The sequence below is a fragment of the Arsenicicoccus dermatophilus genome (genome assembly GCF_046267915.1).
Classification (GTDB): Bacteria; Actinomycetota; Actinomycetes; order Actinomycetales; family Dermatophilaceae; genus Arsenicicoccus; species Arsenicicoccus dermatophilus_A.
In genome coordinates this window covers 1,265,683-1,283,992 of sequence record NZ_CP176520.1, presented here as the reverse complement: position 1 = coordinate 1,283,992, position 18,310 = coordinate 1,265,683, and the positions used below count along the sequence as shown (strand labels likewise).

The 18,310-nt window shown below is 74.7% G+C and carries 19 protein-coding genes; 8 read left to right on the top strand and 11 right to left on the bottom strand.

The window, feature by feature from the left end:
- Positions 1-5: 5 nt before the first annotated feature.
- The 10 genes from ACK2IS_RS06330 to ACK2IS_RS06285 form a co-directional block, all read right to left on the bottom strand.
- A complete protein-coding gene (locus tag ACK2IS_RS06330) occupies positions 6-701 on the bottom strand; it encodes a hypothetical protein (RefSeq protein WP_409485295.1) in 696 nt (231 codons plus the stop codon).
- A complete protein-coding gene (locus ACK2IS_RS06325; protein ID WP_409485294.1) occupies positions 698-2,422 on the bottom strand; it encodes a PHP domain-containing protein in 1,725 nt (574 codons plus the stop codon). Before ACK2IS_RS06325 ends, ACK2IS_RS06330 begins: the two co-directional genes overlap by 4 nt.
- A 176-nt stretch (positions 2,423-2,598) precedes the next feature.
- Complete coding sequence (gene mutM / locus ACK2IS_RS06320) at positions 2,599-3,543, bottom strand: bifunctional DNA-formamidopyrimidine glycosylase/DNA-(apurinic or apyrimidinic site) lyase (protein WP_409485293.1); 945 nt, start codon at positions 3,541-3,543, stop codon at positions 2,599-2,601.
- 4 nt (positions 3,544-3,547) lie between these two features.
- A complete protein-coding gene (gene rnc, locus ACK2IS_RS06315) occupies positions 3,548-4,390 on the bottom strand; it encodes a ribonuclease III (protein ID WP_409485292.1) in 843 nt (280 codons plus the stop codon).
- Positions 4,391-4,407: 17 nt separating this feature from the next.
- Complete coding sequence (gene rpmF, locus ACK2IS_RS06310) at positions 4,408-4,602, bottom strand: 50S ribosomal protein L32 (RefSeq protein ID WP_241451915.1); 195 nt, start codon at positions 4,600-4,602, stop codon at positions 4,408-4,410.
- Between the two features lies 1 nt (position 4,603).
- Positions 4,604-5,170 carry a YceD family protein gene (locus ACK2IS_RS06305; protein ID WP_409485291.1) on the bottom strand — a complete coding sequence of 189 codons (567 nt, stop codon included), beginning with the start codon at positions 5,168-5,170 and terminating at the stop codon, positions 4,604-4,606.
- A 158-nt stretch (positions 5,171-5,328) separates the two neighbouring features.
- The gene (coaD, locus tag ACK2IS_RS06300; protein WP_409485290.1) at positions 5,329-5,817 is read right to left on the bottom strand and encodes a pantetheine-phosphate adenylyltransferase; all 489 of its coding nucleotides are present in this window, start codon (positions 5,815-5,817) and stop codon (positions 5,329-5,331) included.
- 10 nt (positions 5,818-5,827) lie between these two features.
- Positions 5,828-6,400 (bottom strand): 16S rRNA (guanine(966)-N(2))-methyltransferase RsmD, encoded by a 573-nt coding sequence (gene rsmD, locus ACK2IS_RS06295; RefSeq protein WP_409485289.1) that lies wholly within the window; start codon positions 6,398-6,400, stop codon positions 5,828-5,830.
- A 14-nt stretch (positions 6,401-6,414) separates the two neighbouring features.
- A complete protein-coding gene (locus tag ACK2IS_RS06290) occupies positions 6,415-8,688 on the bottom strand; it encodes an ATP-dependent DNA helicase RecG (RefSeq protein WP_409485288.1) in 2,274 nt (757 codons plus the stop codon).
- Complete coding sequence (locus ACK2IS_RS06285) at positions 8,689-10,302, bottom strand: DAK2 domain-containing protein (protein ID WP_409485287.1); 1,614 nt, start codon at positions 10,300-10,302, stop codon at positions 8,689-8,691.
- A gap of 263 nt (positions 10,303-10,565) precedes the next feature.
- On the opposite strand from ACK2IS_RS06285, the gene rpmB reads away from it, so the two are divergent.
- Together rpmB and ACK2IS_RS06275 are read left to right on the top strand one after the other, a co-directional pair.
- Positions 10,566-10,760, top strand: coding sequence for a 50S ribosomal protein L28 (rpmB, locus tag ACK2IS_RS06280; RefSeq protein WP_241451921.1), 195 nt, complete (start codon positions 10,566-10,568; stop codon positions 10,758-10,760).
- 34 nt (positions 10,761-10,794) lie between these two features.
- Positions 10,795-11,991 carry a hypothetical protein gene (locus ACK2IS_RS06275; protein WP_409485286.1) on the top strand — a complete coding sequence of 399 codons (1,197 nt, stop codon included), beginning with the start codon at positions 10,795-10,797 and terminating at the stop codon, positions 11,989-11,991.
- Here the strand turns inward: ACK2IS_RS06275 and thiL are convergent.
- A complete protein-coding gene (gene thiL, locus ACK2IS_RS06270; protein WP_409485285.1) occupies positions 11,936-13,033 on the bottom strand; it encodes a thiamine-phosphate kinase in 1,098 nt (365 codons plus the stop codon). The genes ACK2IS_RS06275 and thiL overlap by 56 nt on opposite strands.
- Positions 13,034-13,153: 120 nt before the next feature.
- On the opposite strand from thiL, the gene ACK2IS_RS06265 reads away from it, so the two are divergent.
- The 6 genes from ACK2IS_RS06265 (at position 13,154) to ACK2IS_RS06240 (ending at position 18,295) form a co-directional block, all read left to right on the top strand.
- Positions 13,154-13,387: an Lrp/AsnC ligand binding domain-containing protein gene (locus ACK2IS_RS06265; RefSeq protein ID WP_409485284.1), complete on the top strand. Its 234-nt coding sequence runs from the start codon at positions 13,154-13,156 to the stop codon at positions 13,385-13,387.
- 10 nt (positions 13,388-13,397) lie between these two features.
- Positions 13,398-13,874: a DUF3515 family protein gene (locus tag ACK2IS_RS06260; protein ID WP_409485283.1), complete on the top strand. Its 477-nt coding sequence runs from the start codon at positions 13,398-13,400 to the stop codon at positions 13,872-13,874.
- Between the two features lie 88 nt (positions 13,875-13,962).
- On the top strand, positions 13,963-14,877 hold the full coding sequence (locus tag ACK2IS_RS06255) for a cation diffusion facilitator family transporter (RefSeq protein ID WP_409485641.1): 915 nt from the start codon (positions 13,963-13,965) through the stop codon (positions 14,875-14,877).
- A gap of 128 nt (positions 14,878-15,005) precedes the next feature.
- Positions 15,006-16,046, top strand: a complete 1,041-nt coding sequence (locus tag ACK2IS_RS06250; RefSeq protein WP_409485282.1) for a metallophosphoesterase — start codon at positions 15,006-15,008, stop codon at positions 16,044-16,046.
- A 183-nt stretch (positions 16,047-16,229) separates the two neighbouring features.
- Positions 16,230-17,162, top strand: coding sequence for a GNAT family N-acetyltransferase (locus tag ACK2IS_RS06245; RefSeq protein WP_409485281.1), 933 nt, complete (start codon positions 16,230-16,232; stop codon positions 17,160-17,162).
- Positions 17,163-17,233: 71 nt separating this feature from the next.
- The gene (locus tag ACK2IS_RS06240; RefSeq protein WP_409485280.1) at positions 17,234-18,295 is read left to right on the top strand and encodes a trans-sulfuration enzyme family protein; all 1,062 of its coding nucleotides are present in this window, start codon (positions 17,234-17,236) and stop codon (positions 18,293-18,295) included.
- Positions 18,296-18,310: the final 15 nt, after the last annotated feature.

The window sequence follows — 18,310 nt, the reverse complement described above, 5'->3', positions numbered from 1 at the left end:
GGACGTCAGTGGTCGGCGCAGCAGGGCGTCGGGCTGGGGGTCTCGTAGGGCACGAGCATCCCGCCGTCGGCCGGCTGCACGGGGAGCAGGAGCCGCCCGTCGCGCCATACCGGCCGGACGAAGTCCCGGGTCCGCACCTGGTCCTGCGACCCCACGGCGCTGCCTGCCAACCCGACGACCTCGTCGATCGCGCTGAGCCGCACCAGGTCCCGCACCGCCAGCGTCCCCACCAGTGCGGCACGCCCGGGATACACCACGGCCCGGCCGCCCATCCCACGGCGGCTCTCCTCCTCGACCGCCGCGGCCCAGGACGCGAGCGCCGCGAGCCCCCGGCGGTGCGGCCCGCACGCCACGCCGATCTCCCCAGCCCCCTCGGCGCCGCAGTGCGGGAGCAGGGTCTCGGCGAGGGCGTCCAGCAGGTCCGGCAGCAGCATGCCGATCGGCGGGTCCAGCCGGACGCCCAGCGCCACGTGCGGAACGGGCCCCCGGACCGGGTGCGTGGACACGACCGCCGCCTGCGCGGGGTCACCGAGCAGTGCGTCGAGCCGCTCGGCCAGGAGCTCGGCGAGGTGGTCCGCCTCGCGCACCGAGGCCACCACGGGGTCGAGCCCGACCACCGCCGGCGCGCTGGCGGGGTCGAGCCCGACCACCGCCGGCGCGCTGGCGGGGTCGAGCCCGACCGTCGGGTCCGTCGCGCTCACGCGCGCGGCAGGACCCAGATCGGGTTCGTGTAGAACCACAGGTCGTTCCACGGGTCGGCGTCGCCGACGACGTCGAGGGCGGGTCCGGCCGGGTCCACGGCCGCCCCCCGCAGACCGGGAGCGACCCGCTTGCCGTCGGAGCCGCGCAGGCGGACGTAGAGCCCCTGGTCGCCCACCGTGGTGGTCCAGGTCAGCACGGCCCACTGGCCGGCGGCCGTGGTGGACACGTCCCAGCTGCGCGCGACCTTGGTGTCCGGCGCGACGAAGGAGTCACGGTCCTTGGCGGGGCCGGTGACCGGGCCCGAGATCAGGTCGACCTTGGCGACGTGCGGCAGCAGACCGCCCCAGCTCGGCAGGTTCTGCTGCTGGACGCGCACGAAGAGGTCGACGCGGGCGCCGCGGCGGGCCGTGATGACACCGCCGAGGCCCACCTGGTGTCCGTCGACGGCGACGCGGACGTCGAGGTCCTTGACGAGACGGCCGTGGTCGACCCAGACCCGCCCGTCGCGCAGGCCCCGCATGACCGAGGCGTAGTCGCGGCGGTCCGCGCCGACGTGGGTGCGGCTGTAGTAACCGGGCCAGTAGTCGCCGCTCTCGGTGTCCGGCTGCTTGCCGACGACCGGGTCGGCATAGTAGCCCTGCTTGGCGAAGTCGCCGTCCGGACCGCCGCGCACCGCGGAGTCGAGGTAGATGCTGTGGCTGTCGGAGTTGGCGGTGATCCACCACGGCTTGCCCTCGGCGAGCAGGCTGTCCCAGAGGCCGCCGACGGTGGCGGTCATCCAGTCGAAGCCGCCGTAGGTGCGGTAGGACTCCAGCGGGTAGGCCGCGAAGGAGTCCTTGCCCGGCGCGTTGTCGTAGTAGCCACGAGCCGAGCCGGGCCCGAGCGGCTTGGGCAGCCCGGCGGCCTGGTGCCCGGGCGCACCCTCCATGCCGACCGCGATCCGGCCGGGGGCATCGCGCCAGCCGCGGATCTCATGGGGGCTGTCCAGACCCTTGCGGGCGGGGTGGTTGGCGATCATCAGGGCGTCGCGCACCTGGTGGGAGCCGACCGCGGAGGCGAGGTAGGCCAGGCCCTGCAGCGCCAGGGCCTCGTTGGCGGGGGTCGAGCCGGTGGCCTTCTTGACCGCACCGTCGAAGGTGTTCTCGAAGGCCTTGAGGACCGCCACCTCGTTGGCGCCGGGGTGGACGAAGACCGTGCCGTGCTCCGCTGCCGGGATGTTCCACTCCAGGCCCTGGAAGACGAGCATGTCGTCGAACTCCTGGCGGGCCGCCTTGATGAGCGGGTTGACCTTGTCGACACCGATCTTGGCGTGCTGCTCCGAGCCGTGGTCGGTGATGACCATCCAGTCCAGGCCGTATGCCGAGGCGTGCTGCACGTGGTCGATCACGCGGTACTTGCCGTCGGAGGAGAACTGCGTGTGGATGTGGTGGTCACCGGCGAGCCAGTGCTGGCCCTTGCCGTGCGGACGCCCGAGGTGCCACAGCTCGTGCGCGGCGGCCGCTGCGGTGCCGGTGCCGTTCTCGGTGACGAAGCCCGCGGCGGCCACGCCGGCGCCGAGGACCCCCGCGGCGCGCAGGAAGTTGCGGCGGCCCAGGTCGGCGGGCGCCAGCTCGGTGTCGGGGACGCGCAGGTCCTCGGCCGGGGCGACCGGCAGGTCGTGGTCGTGGCTGTGCGTGTGGGGGTGCGAGTGGTCGTGGTCGTGCGAGTGGTGGTGACCCATGAGGGTGTGTCCTCCAGTGGTGTCAGGACCATCCCGTCCGCACGGGCGGGGTGGGTCGCCGGGGGCGGTCCCGGTCAGCGCCCCCAGCCAACTCCTGCACCTTCAACCCCCAGGACCCACGCGTTGAACCCTGCATGAACTCCGCGCGACCACCACCTCTCGCGCGATCATCGATCTCACAAAGTCCCTCCGCCGCGCGGTCGGGTCTGGCACGTCGGGCAGTAGTGGCTGGAGCGGTTCATGAAGGGCTCGCGGCGGATCAGGGTGCCGCACCGTCGGCAGGGCCGCCCCTGCTGGCCGTAGGCCGCCAGCGACCGGTCGAAGTAGCCGCTCGCCCCGTTCACGTTGACGTACAACGCGTCGAAGCTCGTGCCGCCCTGCGCCAGGGCCTCGCGCATCACCGTCGCGGCGTGGTCCAGGATCCGTCCCAGGGCGGGCTTGCTCTGCGCGGACGTGAGCCGCATGCCGTGGACCTCCGCGCGCCACAGCGCCTCGTCGGCATAGATGTTGCCGATCCCGCTGACGATCCTCTGGTCGAGCAGGGCGCGCTTGACCGGGACGTGGCGGGCCTTCAGCCGGCGCACGACCTCCCCCTGGTGGTAGGCCCCCTCCAAGGGGTCCGGAGCGACGTGGACGACCGAGCCCGGCACCCCGTGCGGATGGATCGGCCCCGTCGGCGCGCCGTCCGGCCCGGGCACCGCCGTGGGGCTCCTGGCCGGGTCGGGCACCAGGTCCGCCCACGCCAGACCGCCGAAGGTCCGCTGGTCGACGAACCGCAGCTGGCGACCACCCCCGAGGTCGAAGGTCGCGTGCAGGTGCTTCTCGGGCGGCGCGTCGGCGGGCTCCACGAGCAGCTGCCCGCTCATCCCCAGGTGTATGACGAGCGCCCCGGCGGGCTCGGGCACGGGGTCACCGGCGCCCACGACCAGCCAGAGGTACTTGCCGCGGCGGTCGGCGGCGAGGACCCCTTGCCCGGTGAGCCGGTCCTCCAGGTCCCGCGGGCCGGGCGCATGGCGGCGCGCGACCCGAGCCCCGCGCAGCTCGACCGCGCGCAGGGTGTGTCCGACGACGTGGTCCGCGAGTCCGCGTCGGACGACCTCGACCTCGGGCAGCTCGGGCACGGGGTCAGCCGCGGTCGGGGACCTCGCCGGACGGCGTGCCGTCGGCGTCGGTGGTCGTCACCTGGTCGAGCTGGGGAGAGGTGTTGCCGTCTCCTCGCCCGCGCCGGACGGCGCGGGCACTGAGGGCGGTCCAGGCGATCTCGGCGGCCTTCTGCTCGGCCTCCTTCTTGGACCGGCCCACGCCCTCGCCGAGGGTTTCCTCGCCGACGACGGCACGGGCGGTGAACACCTTGAGGTGGTCGGGCCCCTCGTCGGTCAGCGCATACTCCGGCACACCGATGCCGAGGGCCGACGTCATCTCCTGCAGGGAGGTCTTCCAGTCCAGCGCGGCGCCGAGGCGGGCGCTGGAGGCCATGAGGGGATCGAGCAGGTGGTGGACGAGGGCCTCCGCCTGGCGCGTCCCGCAGGAGAGGTAGACCGCACCGATGACGGCCTCCGTGGTGTCGGCCAGGATCGAGGTCTTGTCCCGGCCCCCGGTGCTCTCCTCCCCGCGTCCGAGCAGGAGATAGGCGCCGAGGTCGAGGCCGCGCGCCACGCCGGCGAGCGCCCGCATGTTGACGACCGCGGCGCGTAGCTTGGCCAGCTGGCCCTCGGCCTCGTCGGGGTGCGCACGGTACAGGGTGTCGGTGACGACGAGCCCCAGCACCGCGTCACCCAGGAACTCCAGGCGCTCGTTGTGCGGGAGGCCGCCGTGCTCGTAGGCGTAGGACCGGTGGGTCAGGGCACGCACGAGCAGCGGCTCGTCGACGCGCTCTCCGACCACCTGCTCGAGGTGGTCGACGAGGGCGCCGACGGGCCGCTGCGGCGTGCCGTCGGAACCGGTCCCGGCGCGAGGCGTGGTGCTCATGCGCTCGGTGACCCGGCTCAGCCCTGGAGCTCGGTGCGCTCCGCGACCGCGTAGTGCCGGCCGTTGTAGGTGCCGCAGGACGGACAGGCCACATGGGGCTGCTTCATCGAGCGGCACTGGGGGCACGTGGTGAGGGGGGTGGCGGTGGTGCGCCAGTTGGCGCGACGCGAGCGCGTGTTGGAGCGCGACATCTTCCGCTTCGGGACAGCCACGTCAGTTCCTCTTCTCTTCGTTGATGGTCAGGCCTTGCAGTGCCGACCACCGGGGGTCGATCACGTCGTGCTGGTGGTCCGGGTCGTCCGCGAGGCGCTCTCCGCACTGGGAGCACAGCCCCGGGCAGTCGGCCCGGCACACCGGCTGGAACGGCAGCGTGGGCACCACCGCGTCCCGCAGCACCGGCTCGAGGTCCAGGAGGTCGCCCTCCAGCTCGCGCAGGTCGTCGTCGTCCTCGCCCGCGACCTCCTCGTGGTGACGAGCGCGGTCGGCGTAGGCGAACAGCTCCTGGAAGGTCGTCTCGACGGGGAGACGCACCTCGTCCAGGCACCGCACGCACGCGCCGGTCGCGGTCGCGGTCACGGTCCCGGACACGAGCACGCCCTCCAGGACGGACTCGTAGCGCAGGTCGAGGTCGACAGGGCTGCCGGTCGGGACCGCGATGACGTCCGTCCCGAGGTCCTCGGGGGCCGGCACCTCGCGGCGCTCGGTGTGCATGGACCCGGGCCGACGCCCGAGCTCCCTGGTGTGGAACACCAGGGGCGAGCGGGGGTCGAGTGGGGACATGGCTCCAACCGGGCGGTCTGAGTGGGCGGTATGGCGGTGAGGCTACGACGTGCTGCTCGGTCGACGCACGCCCGGGCGCCCGGCTCGAGACCGAGTCGCACGCACACACGCAGACCGACGCACAAGACTACCGGACCGGGTGGCCCCACCCAAATGCGTCAGCGACCGCGCTCCCGCAGGGCGGCGGCCACCGGCTCCGGCACCAGGTCCAGGCCGTAGCCGCCGAGCCGCCACACCTCCTTGACCAGCGACGAGGAGACGTGCTCGAAGGACGGGTCACCGGGCAGGAAGACCGTCTCGATCCCGGTGAGGTGCTTGTTCATCAGCGCCATCGGCAGCTCGTAGGCGAAGTCGGTGCCCGACCTCAGCCCCTTGACGATCGCGGTGACCTGCAGTCGCGCGCACAGGTCGACGAGCAGACCCTCGCCGTAGGCACCGACGGTGACGTTGGGCAGGTGCGCGACGGACTGCTCGACCAGACGGGTGCGCTCCGGCACCGGGAACATCCCCGAGTCCGCCTTGGCGGGGTTGAACAGCACCCCCACGACGACCTCGTCGTAGAGCCGGCTGGCCCGCTCGACGACGTCCACGTGACCCAGGGTCACGGGGTCGTAGGAGCCGGGGCAGAGGCAGCGTCGGGTGGTCACGAGGTCGACCCTACGCGGCGGGGTCCGCGACGTGCTCGGCGTAGTGGATCGTGGTCTCGCCGTACTTCTTGTCGGCCAGCGGCTCGATCCCCTCCGGCCAGCGCGGCGCCGCGGACCGGGAGGAGCGCTCCACGACGAGGACCGCACCCGGCGCCAGCCAGCCCTGGTCCACGAGCGCCGCGAGCACGGCGGCGAGCGCGTCGTCGTCCACGGCGTACGGCGGGTCGACGAGCACCAGGTCCATCGGCTGCGGGGGCGCGGCGGCGAGCACCCGGGCCACGGTGTCGCGGCGCACCGTCGCACCGCGCAGCCCGAGGTCGGCGGCGTTGCGCGAGATCACCTGCGCGGCGGCGCGGTCGGACTCGACGAGCAGGGCGCTCGCGGCGCCGCGGGACAGGGTCTCGAGCCCGAGGGCACCGGACCCGGCGTAGAGGTCGAGGACGTGGGCGCCGGGCAGGACGTCGAGGTGGTCGAGCCGGCTGAAGATGGCCTCGCGCACCCGGTCGCTGGTCGGGCGGGTGCCCGCACCGGAGGGGGTGGCGAGGCGGCGGCCTCCGGCGCTGCCGGCGATGATGCGGGTCACGGCAGCACCCTAGGTCAGCCGCGCTCCAGATAGGCGGCGCTCTCGTCGTCGAGCGTCTCCCGCAGCCAGGCCGCCAGCACGGGGTGGCCCCCGAGGTCGGGATCCTCGCCCAGCAGACCCTGGGCGTCCTCCCGGGCCTGAGCGACGAGGCCGGCGTCGCGGGTGAGCCGCAGCAGCCGCACCCGGCGCCGCCGCCCGCTCTGGGCCGCGCCGAGCACGTCGCCCTCGCCGCGCAGCTCCAGGTCGCGCTCGGCGAGCTCGAAGCCGTCGGTGGTGCCGGCGACCGCCGACAGCCGCTGCCAGGCCAGTGGCTGTCCCTCGTCCGCGGGTGCGCCGGGCAGCTGGGCGGCTCCCCCGGCGTCCGGGTCGACCTGGGTGGCGAGGAAGCAGGTGCCGGGGTGTCCGCCCCGCCCCACCCGGCCGCGCAGCTGGTGCAGCTGGCTGATCCCGAAGCGGTCGGCGTCCAGGATCACCATCACCGTGGCGTTGGGCACGTCCACCCCGACCTCGACGACGGTGGTGGCCACGAGCACGTCGATCTCACCCGCCGCGAAGCGCCGCATCACGGCGTCCTTGTCCTCCCCGGACAGGCGGCCGTGCACCAGGCCGATCCGGACGTCCGCGAGCTGCGGCGTGGCGTCGACGAGCCGCTGGTGGGCGTCCAGCAGGCTCACGGCGACCGGGCGCGGCTCGGAGCCGCCGGCCTCGTCGGCCTCCGTGTCCCACGCCGCCTCCGGCGCGTCGTCGGCGGCCCCGGCGTCGTCGCCCCCGATCCGCGAGCAGACGACGTACGCCTGGCGTCCCGCGGCCACCTCGTCGGCGACGATCTGCCACACCCGGTCCATCCAGGCCGCGGCCTGCTGCTTGACGACGTGGGTGGTGATCGGGGTGCGGCCCGCGGGAAGCTCGCGCAGGGTGGCGGTGTCCATGTCGCCGAAGACCGTCATCGCCACCGACCGCGGGATGGGCGTCGCGGTCATCACCAGCACGTGGGGTGGGCGGGCGGCCTTGGCCCGCAGGGCGTCCCGCTGCTCGACGCCGAAGCGGTGCTGCTCGTCGACCACGACCAGACCCAGGTCGGCGAAGGACACGGCGTCCTGGATGAGGGCATGCGTGCCGATGACGATCCCGGCCTGCCCGGAAGCCGCCTCCGACAGCGCCCGGCGCCGGGCGTCGGCGGACATCGACCCGGCGAGCAGGACCACCCGGGTGGCGTCCTCGGCGCCGCCGAGCAACCCGCCCTCCGCGAGCGGACCCAGCAGGGCGCGGATCGACCGCTCGTGCTGGGCGGCGAGCACCTCGGTGGGGGCGAGCAGCGCCGCCTGGCCGCCGGAGTCGACGACCTGCAGCATCGCCCGCAGCGCCACCACCGTCTTGCCGGAGCCGACGTCGCCCTGCAGCAGCCGGTGCATCGGCGTCGGCTCGGCGAGCGCCCGGGCGAGCTCCTCCCCCACCTGCCGCTGCCCCGCGGTCAGGGCGAACGGCAGCGCGGCGTCGAAGGCCGCGACCAGCCCACCCGGGCGGCCGGGTCGGGCGGTGCCCTCGTCGGCCACGGCGGCCAGCCGGCGCTGGACGAGGGCCGTCTGCAGGAGCAGGGCCTCGTCGTAGCGCAGCCGGCGGCGGGCGCTCTCGACGTCGGGCCAGCCGGCGGGCTGGTGGATGGCGCGCAGCGAGCTCGTCAGGTCGCCGAGCTCGTGCCGGGCGAGCAGGTCGGCCGGCACCGGGTCCGGGATCTCCCCCACGGCGTCGAGCACGATCCCCATGGCGGTGGCGAGGTTCCAGGAGCTGAGCTTGTCGACCGCTCGATAGACCGGCAGCAGCCCGTCGAGGCGGGCCTCGCCCTCCTCCCCGATCACCTGGTAGTCCGGGTGCGCGAGCTGCCAGCGGCCGTTGAAGGTGCCGGCCTTGCCGGAGAACACCGCGAGCACCCCGGGCTGCAGGTCCTTGGCGGGCCCCCAGTGGCTGAAGAAGGTCAGGTCGATCTCGGCGGTGCCGTCGGTGATGGTCGCGCGCAGCAGCTTCTTGCGCGGGTTGGAGCGGATCGGCTGCACCGACGCGCGCATCACGCGGGCGACGACGACCAGGTGCTCCCCCTCGACCAGCCGGCTCGTGGACAGGCGTGGCTCGAGGTAGGTGCGGGGGAACCACCCGAGCAGGTCGCCCGCCGTCTCCAGCCCCACCTGCGCCAGCACGGTCGCGGTCTTGTCGCCGAGCAGCGACCGCAAGGGGGTGCTACGCGAGGCGCCCGGCTCGGCGGGTCCGTCGGACCAGCTGACCCCGCCCGCCACCTACTCCACCCCCACGAGCAGGAGGTAGGCCGGAGAACCACCCTCGTGGGCCAAGGCCTCGACCCCCGGGTACTCGGCCTGGACGCGGGCGGCGAGGGTGCGCAGCGCGGCGGCCTCGACGGTGCCGCCCAGCAGCGAGACCAGCTCGCCCCCGGAGGCCAGCAGGTGCGCGACCACGGCCAGCCCGAGCTCGACCGGGTCGTCGCCCGTGGCGACCTCGACGTCCTCGGCCCGCGCCACCAGGGCGGGGCGGCCGCCCTCGCAGGTGGCGTCGCCGGGGTCCGCGGCGCGCCTGGTGACCGAGCCGCTGCGGATGACACCCACCACCTCGCGCAGGCCCGCGGCCGCCTCGGCGAGCGGCGCCTCCCGGTCGAGCACGGCCAGGGCGGCGAGCGCCGCCAGGTCCGAACCGGCGTCCACGGCCTCCGCGCGGCGGCCGTCGCGGCGCAGCTTCTCCGCCAGGGGCTCGACCCCCTCGTGGGATCCGGTGAGCAGCAGCAGGTCACGGTCCGGGTGCTCGGCCGCGGCGGCGAGGGGCTCGGCGGTGAGGACCGCGCCCTCCCCGGCATACAGCTCGCGCAGCGCCTGACCCTCGGCGTGGACCAGGACGACCGGCCCGGTCTCGCGCAGCCGGGCCCCGCGCTGCGCGCTGACCTGCGCGTGCAGGTCGGTGACGGCCAGGTCACCGACGACCCCGACCGCCCCGGCCAGGCGGACCGCCTCCTCGACGTCGTCGACGTGGGCGTGGACGCGCGCCACGTCGCCCGCGGACGCCACCACGACGCTGTCGCCGATCCGGGCGAGGGCACCCCGCAGGTCCCGCAGCTCGTCGGGGGTGCCGCCGTGCAGGACGTGCACGACCTCGTAGCGTGGCCCGGAGCAGTCCGTGGGCAGCTCCTCCCCGTGGGCGACGCCGTAGCCCAGGTCGTCCACGGCCACGCCCCCCGGCGAGCTCGGTCGCCGGGGGGCGTGGCCGTGGACGACCTGCTGCAGCGCGCCCAGGACCGCCACCAGCCCCGAGGCGCCCGCGTCGACCACACCGGCGGTGCGCAGCGGGGTCAGCTGGTCAGGGGTGCGTTGCAGCGCCTCCTCGGCCGCGTGCAGCGCGTCGTCGACGACGGCGGCGACGGTGGCCTGGGCCTGCCGGGCACGGGCCTCGGCGGCCTCCGCGGCGGACCGGGCGACGGTGAGGATGGTGCCCTCGGCGGGGTCGCCCACCGCGGCGTAGGCCAGGTCGGAGGCGCGCCGGAAGGCGCGGGCCAGCACCCCGGCGTCCGCGCCGCCGGACCGGGCGGGTCGTTCCAGGACGTCGAGCAGCCCGCGGACGAGCTGGGAGACGATGACCCCGGAGTTGCCGCGTGCCCCGAGGACCGCCGCCCGGGCGAAGACCGTGAGCTTCTCCTCCTCGCCGACGGACGCGGTCCGGGTGACGGCCGAGTCGAGGGTGAGGAACATGTTGGTGCCGGTGTCGCCGTCGGGCACGGGGTAGACGTTGAGGGCGTCGATGGCCTCGCGCTCCTCGCGCAGGGCGTGCTGGGCCCGCACCGCCCAGCGGCGCAGGGCGTGCCCGTCCAGGACGTCCAGCGGCGCGTTCGGGGGGCGGCGTGGCGACATCGGGCACCTCCGTGGGGGGTCGAGGTCCTCGGAGCCTACGGGAGGAAGGCGACCCCTCGGCAGGGCGCGTCCGGACCGGGCCGGGCGTGCGGACCCGAGGGTACGCGTCGGTGGGCCGCTCCGACGGTTTGGCCCTGAGGTGCGGGTCGGATACGCTAGAGCGGTTGCCCCACCTGCCTGGCGCCTGCCTGCGCCGGACAGCTGCGCCCACCGGCGCGGCCACGGGGCGCGAACCGACTGTCGACGAACGTAGGAGAACTCCCGTGGCTGCCAACTGCGATGTCTGCGGCAAGGGCCCGTCCTTCGGGCACAGCATCTCGCACTCGCACCGTCGCAACAAGCGCACCTGGACCCCCAACATCCAGCGCGTCAAGGCGAAGGTCGGCGAGGCGGGCATGACCCCCAAGCGCCTCAACGTGTGCACCTCCTGCCTGAAGGCCGGCAAGGTCAAGCGCTGACGCACCCACGAACCACCGCGAGAGGGCGGCACCCATGACGGGTGTCGCCTTCTCGCGTCTCCGGTCCCACGAGGGCAGGGACGGCCGCGGGCGCTCGTCGGCCGGCACCCCGCCCCCTGCCCGCCTCGTCGGGGTCGACCTCGCCCGCGGCGTCGCCCTGCTGGGGATCCTGGTCAACCACCTGGTGGGTGGCCTGCCCAGCCAGGTGCTGTGGGACGTCCACGCGGTGCTGTTCGCCGTCCTGGTGGGCGTGGGCGCACAGCTGGCGATCGCCCGGGGCGCCACCGTCCGCGACGGGGGCGTGCGCGTCCTGGTGCTCGCGGTCGTGGGCCTGACCCTGGCCCAGCTGGACACGCGCGCGGCGATCGTCCTGGTGCCCCTCGCCGTGGTGAGCGCCGCCGCGACCTGGGCCGCCCGCGCCCGCTCCGCGGCGGTGCTGGGCGGGGTCGCCACCCTGGCGCTCGCGGGACCGGTCGTGGCGCACCTGGCCCGATGTCCCTTCGCCCCTCGGCCCTGGTCCCCCGACGTGGGCTGGTCCGAGCTCACCGACCCAGGTCGTGCCCTGGTCACGCTGCTGTGCGCCACCAGCTATCCGGCGCTCACCTGGACCACCCTGGGCCTGCTCGGCGTCCTCGCGGCCCGGGCCTGGCTGCGCCCCGGCGCTCCCGCCGACGTCCGCGCGATCCTGGCGGCGGGTATGGCGCTGCTGCTCGTCGGCCGGGTCGGCGGGATCCTCGCGGTGCTCCTGACCGGACGACCCGGGCTGCTCGACGTCGAGGCCGCCGCGGCCCGGCACCACACCCCGCTGCCGGACGTCCCCGAGCGGTTGCTGCTGGTCGGGCCCTACTTGCCCTCCACGCCCAGCATGCTCGTCAGCGCGGGCGCCGCCCTGGTGGTGCTGGCCGCGTGCCTGGCGATCGGCCGCGCCGCGACGTGGGGTGGGTCGCCACCGGTGCGGTCGGTGGCGGCGCTGGGGTCGATGACCCTGTCGGCCTACACCCTGCACGTCCTGCTGCTGCCCGCGACCGAGACGGTCCTGCGGGCCCGTCCCGAGCTGACCGGGTGGCCGACCTATGCCGGGCACGTGGTGGTGCTCGCCGCCGTCCTGGGGGCCTGGCGGGCGTGGCTGCCCTTCCCGCTGTCGGCGGGGCCGCTGGAGTGGGTGACGCGGACGATCAGCCGCCGAAGTGGTCCCAGCCCTGCCCCGACACCGGCGCGCCGTCGAGGGTGACGGCCGGCTCCTCCTCCGCGAAGGGCAGCACCCGGCCGATCACCCACCAGCGGCCGTCCGGGTCGTCCTGGTCGCGCAGCAGCGGCGAGTCGGCGGGGACGGTCGCGACGAGCGAGTGTTCCTCGCCCCCCGTGAGCACCTGCTGCCAGGCGACACCCTCGGGCAGCACCTCGACCAGCGGGGCGACGAAGTCGCGCTGCAGCGCCTCCCCGTCCAGGTCGATGCGCACCCCCGAGGCCCGCGCGATCCGGCCGGCGTCGCGCACCAGCCCGTCGGACAGGTCGATCATCGCCGTGGCCCCGGCCCGGGCCGCCAGGGCACCCGACCCGGGATGGGTGACCGGAGTCCGGTGCACCCCCATCAGGTGGTCCATCGCCCCCGCCCGACGCCACTGCGGCGTCGGCTCGCCGTCGCCGGACCACGGGCCGGCGTGGTCCGGCCGGTAGCCGTGCTCGTACAACCACCACCCGGCCCCGGACTCGCCCAGCGAGCCGTGCACCGCCAGCAGGTCGCCCGGGCGGGCACCGCTGCGGCGCACCGGTTCCCGGCCCTCCAGGTCGCCCAGCGCGGTGATGGTCACCACGATCACGCCCTCCGGCGCGCCCGACAGGTCCCCGCCGACCACGGTGACGTCGTAGGCCGCGGCGGCCCGGGCGATCCCGTGCGCGAAGCCCTCGACCCAGGCCACCTCCAGGTCCCGGTGCGCGGCCAGGGTGACGAGCAGCCCGGTCGGTCGGGCCCCCATCGCGGCGACGTCGGCGACGTTCTGGGTCACCAGCTTGTGGCCCACGTCCTGCGGCGAGGACCAGTCGTCGCGCCAGTCGTGGCCGAGGACCATCGTGTCGGTGGTGGCGACGACGGACCCCGAGGGGGCGGCCACGACGGCGGCGTCGTCCCCGGGACCGAGCAGGATGTCACCCTCCCGGCCGCAGGCCGCGGCATACACCGGGAGGATCCGGGCGAGCAGCTCCTCCTCGGACAGGTCGCGCAGCCACAGCGGGCGCGCCGGGCTCGCGTCGGCCAGGACCGGACCATCTGACATGCGGACCTCCGTGGCGCTCGAGTGAGGTCTGCACGCTACCGTGACGAGGACGCGGCACCGCCCGAGGTCCCGCCCCCGTCGCACGTCGCGGCGGGCACCCTGCACGAGTGGAGGATTCGCATGGTCCAGGCCTACATCCTGATCCAGTCCGAGGTCGGCAAGTCGTCCGCGGTGTCCGAGGCCGTCGGCGCGATCCACGGCGTCGTCAAGGCCGAGGAGGTCACCGGCCCCTACGACGTGATCGCCCGCGTCGAGGCCGACAACGTCAACGAGCTCGGTCAGCTCGTCATCGCCAAGATCCAGGACATCCAGGGGATCACCCGCACCCTCACCTGCACGGTCGTGCACGCCTGAGCACCGTCCCATGGATGCCCGCGTCGACCGGCGCACGATCGTCACGGCCACCGTCTGCGCCCTCGCAGCGGTGGCCGTGACGTTGTGGCTGCTGCACCCGCGCGCCCTGCAGGTGGCGCCGGCCGCGGCCGACGGCTCCGTGGCCTGCGCCCGGGTCGCCGACCGGTGGCCGACCGTCGTGGCCGGCCTGCCTCGGCGCGACGACGTCCAGGGTGGTGCCCGGGCAGCGGCCGCCTGGGGCGATCCCGCCGTGATCGCGCGCTGCGGCGTGCCTGCCCTCGCCCCGACGACCGAGCAGTGCGTCTCCGCCGACGGCGTGGACTGGGTGGTCCGCGACCTGAGCGACGGCCAGCGGCTGACGTCCTACGGCACCGATCCGGCCGTCGAGGTGCTGGTGCCCCGCCGCTACGCCCCGGCACCGCTGCGGGTGGGTGCCTTCGCGCCGGCCGTGCGCACCTTGCCCGGCAACGGGCACCGCTGCCGCTGACGGATCCGGCGCCGGGGGGGACAATGGACCGGTGAACGACAGCGACGGACCCACCCCCTCCACCGAGCAGGCCAAGGGCGGGGAGAGCATGCTCACCGTCCTCGTGGCCCTGGCCGCCAACACCCTCATCGCGATCGCCAAGTCCGTGGTGGCGATGATGACCGGATCGGCCTCCATGGTCGCCGAGGCCGCGCACTCCTGGGCCGACGCGGGCAACGAGGTCTTCCTCGTCCTCGCCGAGCGCAAGTCGGCCCAGCCGCGGGACCGGTCGCACCCGCTCGGCTACGGCCGGGAGGCCTACGTCTGGTCCATGTTCGCGGCCTTCGGGCTGTTCACCGCCGGCGCCGTCGTCTCCATCTGGCACGGGATCACCTCCCTGCAGCACGCGGAGGAGGAGGCGGACTACCTCTGGGCGTACGTCGTGCTCGGGGTGTCCTTCGTCCTCGAGGCCGTCTCCTGGGCCCAGGCCATGCGCCAGACCCGCAAGGAGGCCGGCGAGCGCGGTCTCACCCCCGCCCGCTACATCTGGACGACCCCCAACCCCACGCTGCGGGCCGTCGTCGCCGAGGACACCGCCGCCCTGGTCGGCCTGCTCATCGCGGGGGCCGGGATCCTGCTGCACCAGCTGACGGGCAACCCCGTGTGGGACGCGATCGGCTCCATCCTCGTCGGCCTGCTGCTCGGGGTGGTCGCGGTCTTCCTGATCGGCCGCAACCGCGACTTCCTCACCGGGCAGGCGGTCTCGGTCGAGACCCGCGACCGGGCGCTGCGAACGCTGCTGGAGCACCCCGAGATCGAGCGGGTGACCTACCTGCACCTGGAGTGGGTGGGCCCGGACAAGGTCTTCCTCGTCGCCGCCGTCGACCTCGTCGGCGACCAGAGCGAGCACGACGTCGCCGTGGTCCTGGACCGGCTCGCCACCGAGCTGCGCACCCACGAGATGGTCGAGGAGGCCGTGCTGACGCTCGCGACGCCGGACCGCCCGGCCCTGCTGCCGCACTGAGCCACGCCGCTGACCAGGGGCGTCGACATACGACCTGTTGGCCTGGACGTCGTTCCGTCGTCGGACGCACGACACCCGCGCAGAGGAGGATGCGGACATTCGGCACCCCCACCGGAAGGTCAACCCCCATGCGCACCCGCCTCCTCGCCGGGCTCGGCTCCGCCGCCCTGGCCCTCACCCTCACCGCCGCCCCGGCGTCCGCCGCCGGCCCCGACCACGGCCGGCACCAGGGCCGTGACCAGGGCTACACCTTCGCCGTCATCGGCGACACGCCCTACGGCGCGGCCAAGATCGCCCGCTTCCCCCAGGACGTCGCGAAGATCAACGCGGACAAGGACGTCCGCCTGGTCATCCACGTCGGCGACATCAAGAACGGCTCCACGGTCTGCTCCGACGAGTACTTCCGCTGGGTCAAGGGTCAGTTCGACCGCTTCGAGGACCCGCTCGTCTACACCCCCGGCGACAACGAGTGGACCGACTGCCACCGGGCCAACAACGGCGGCTACGACCCCCTCGAGCGCCTGGCCACCATCCGCAAGACCTTCTTCGGCCAGCCGGGCCTGACCCTGGGCAAGAGCCGGCTGGCCGTCAACGCCCAGACCGGCATCGGCTTCCCCGAGAACGTGCGCTGGCAGCAGGCCGGCGTCGTCTTCGCCATCACCCACGTGGTCGGCTCCAACAACTCGATGGCGCCCTGGACCGGCAAGACCGCTCCCACGCCCGAGCAGGCCGCGGAGGTCGTCGACCGCACCGCAGCCGCCGTCGCCGAGATCCACGCGGCCTATGCCCAGGCCCGGGCCTCCCGCGCCCGAGCCGTCGTGATCTCCATGCAGGCCGACATGTTCGACGGCAGCTACGACGGCTGGAAGCTCACGGAGAACAACTCCTTCGTCCCCGTGATCAAGGCGCTGACCGAGGAGTCCAACTCCTTCCGCGGCGCGAGCTACCTGTTCGACGGCGACTCGCACGTCTACACCGACGACCGCCCGCTCGCGGCCGGCTCGGTGTGGCTGCAGCGCTACGACCTGACCACGCCGGCTCCCAAGCTCCACCGCATCACCGTGGACGGGTCCGACAAGGCCGACGACTACCTCAAGGTGACCGTCAACACCAAGGCGCACCAGGGCGACCAGGACGTCCTGTCCTACGTCCGGGTCCCGCTGGTCTGAGCCGGCGCACCCTGCCCGAGGGCCCGGACCGCGTCGGCGGTCCGGGCCCTCGGCGTTGCCGCCACTCCCCTCGCGCGGCGCCCGCGCCCGGCGAGGCGGACCCGGGTCCGACCAGGCCTGGTCCGGCTCGTCCCGGCCTGGTCCCCCGTGACCCGGCCTGGCTCGGCTCGCTAGGGTCGGCGGATGAGCCTGCCCACCATGGTCATCGGTCAGCGGTATGCCGTGCGCGTGGACACCGGCGCCGACGTGCGGGATGTGGTGGGGCTGCTCGTCGCCGCGGACGCGGACGGGTGGACCCTGCTGCCCGAGGACCGGGGACCGGTCCTGGTGCCGGTCAGCCAGGTGAGCGCCGCCCGGGCCGTCCCGCCGCGCGCCGTGCGCCCCACCTCCTCCCCCGACGACCTGCAGCGCCTCGCGGCCCGGGGCTGGCCCGGCCTGGAGCAGGAACGGCTGGGCGGCTGGCTGCTGCGGTATGCCGGCGGGCACACCCGGCGGGCGAACTCCGCACTGGTGGCGGGTGATCCGGGATGCGACGTGGCGGCCGCGATCGACCTGGCGCAGGAGCGCTACCGCGAGCGGGGGCTCGTCCCGACCTTCCAGGTGACGCCGGACAGCGACTCGTCCGGGCCGGTGGACCGGCTCCTCGACGAGCGAGGCCTGGTCCGGTGCGCGCCCTCGCTGACGCTGGTGACCGACCTGCGGCGGCATGCGGACTCCCCTGTGCCCGCGGCTCTCTCGGTGACCTGGTCGGATCGGCCGGACCCGGACTGGCTGGCCGTGTCCGACCCGGTCCATCCGCAGGCGGCGGCGGTGATGACGGCCTCCCGGGCGCGCTACCTCACGCTGCGGCACGAGGGCGCGCCGGTGGGCCGGGCCCGGGTCGCGCTCGTGGCGGACTGGGGCGGACTGACCGACCTGGTGCTGGTCCCGCACCTGCGGGGGCGCGGGTGGGGGCGGGCGGCGATCCACGAGGCGGCCCGCGAGACCCGGCGCTGCGGCGGACGATTCGGCTACCTGCAGGTGCTGGAGGACAACACCGTCGCCCGCGGGCTCTACACCTCCCTCGGGTGGCAGGTGCACCACCACTACCACTACCGCGAGGCCCCGAGGTCCTGAGGCGGGCGGCGCCCGACACGCACCCGACCGTCCGCCGAGGTGAGGGGCGCGGGCCGTCATACCGTGTCGTCATGGACTGGAGCCCCGCCACCCGCGTCGTCGCCCTCGGCCGCCCGCCGCGCGAACCCGGAGCACCCGTCAACGTGCCCGTGGAGCTGTCCACGACCTTCGTCAAGGGTGGGGAGATCGCCTACTCCCGAGCCGGGAACACCACCTGGACGGCCTTCGAGGAGACCCTGGGCTCCCTCGAAGGAGGCTCGGCGCTCGCCTTCGCCAGCGGTATGGCGGCTGTCGCGGCGGCCCTCGACCTGGCCCCGGTCGCGGGTGTGGTCGCGGTGCCGGACGGGGCCTACAACACCACCTTGTCGCTGCTCGAGTCCTGCCAGCGGTCAGGGCGGCTGGGACAGGTGCGGCGCGTGGACCCGGCCGACACCGGGAGCGTGCGGCGGGCGCTGGACGGGGCCGACCTGGTGTGGCTGGAGTCGCCGACCAATCCCCTCCTCGTGGTCGCCGACCTGGGCGAGATCGCCGCCGCGGCCCGGGCGCAGGACGCGGTGGTGGTGTGCGACAACACCTTCGCTACGCCGATCCTGCAGCGCCCCCTCGACCTCGGGGCCGACGTCGTGGTCCACTCGGCCACGAAGTACCTCGCCGGCCACTCCGACGTGCTGCTGGGCGCCACCGTGAGCCGCGACCCCGCCCTGACCGAGCGACTGCACACCCACCGGACGCTGCACGGCGCCGTGCCCGGGCCGCACGAGACCTGGCTCGCGCTGCGCGGGATGCGCACGCTCGCGCTGCGGGTCGAGCGGGCCCAGGCCTCGGCGCGGGCGCTGGCCGAGCGGCTGGCGGCCCACCCGGCGGTGTCCCGGGTGCGCTACCCGGGGCTCGGCGCCATCGTGTCGATCGAGGTCCGCGGCGGCGCGGACGCCGCCGACCGGCTCGCGGGCGGCACCCGGCTGTGGACCGATGCCACCAGCCTGGGCGGGGTGGAGTCGCTGCTGGAGCGGCGCCGCCGACACGCCAACGAGCCTACCGTCGTGCCGGAGGACCTGGTGCGTCTCTCCGTGGGCATCGAGGACGTCGAGGACCTGTGGCGCGACCTGGAGCAGGCCCTGGACCGACTCGGTTGAGCCGCGCCCGTCCGG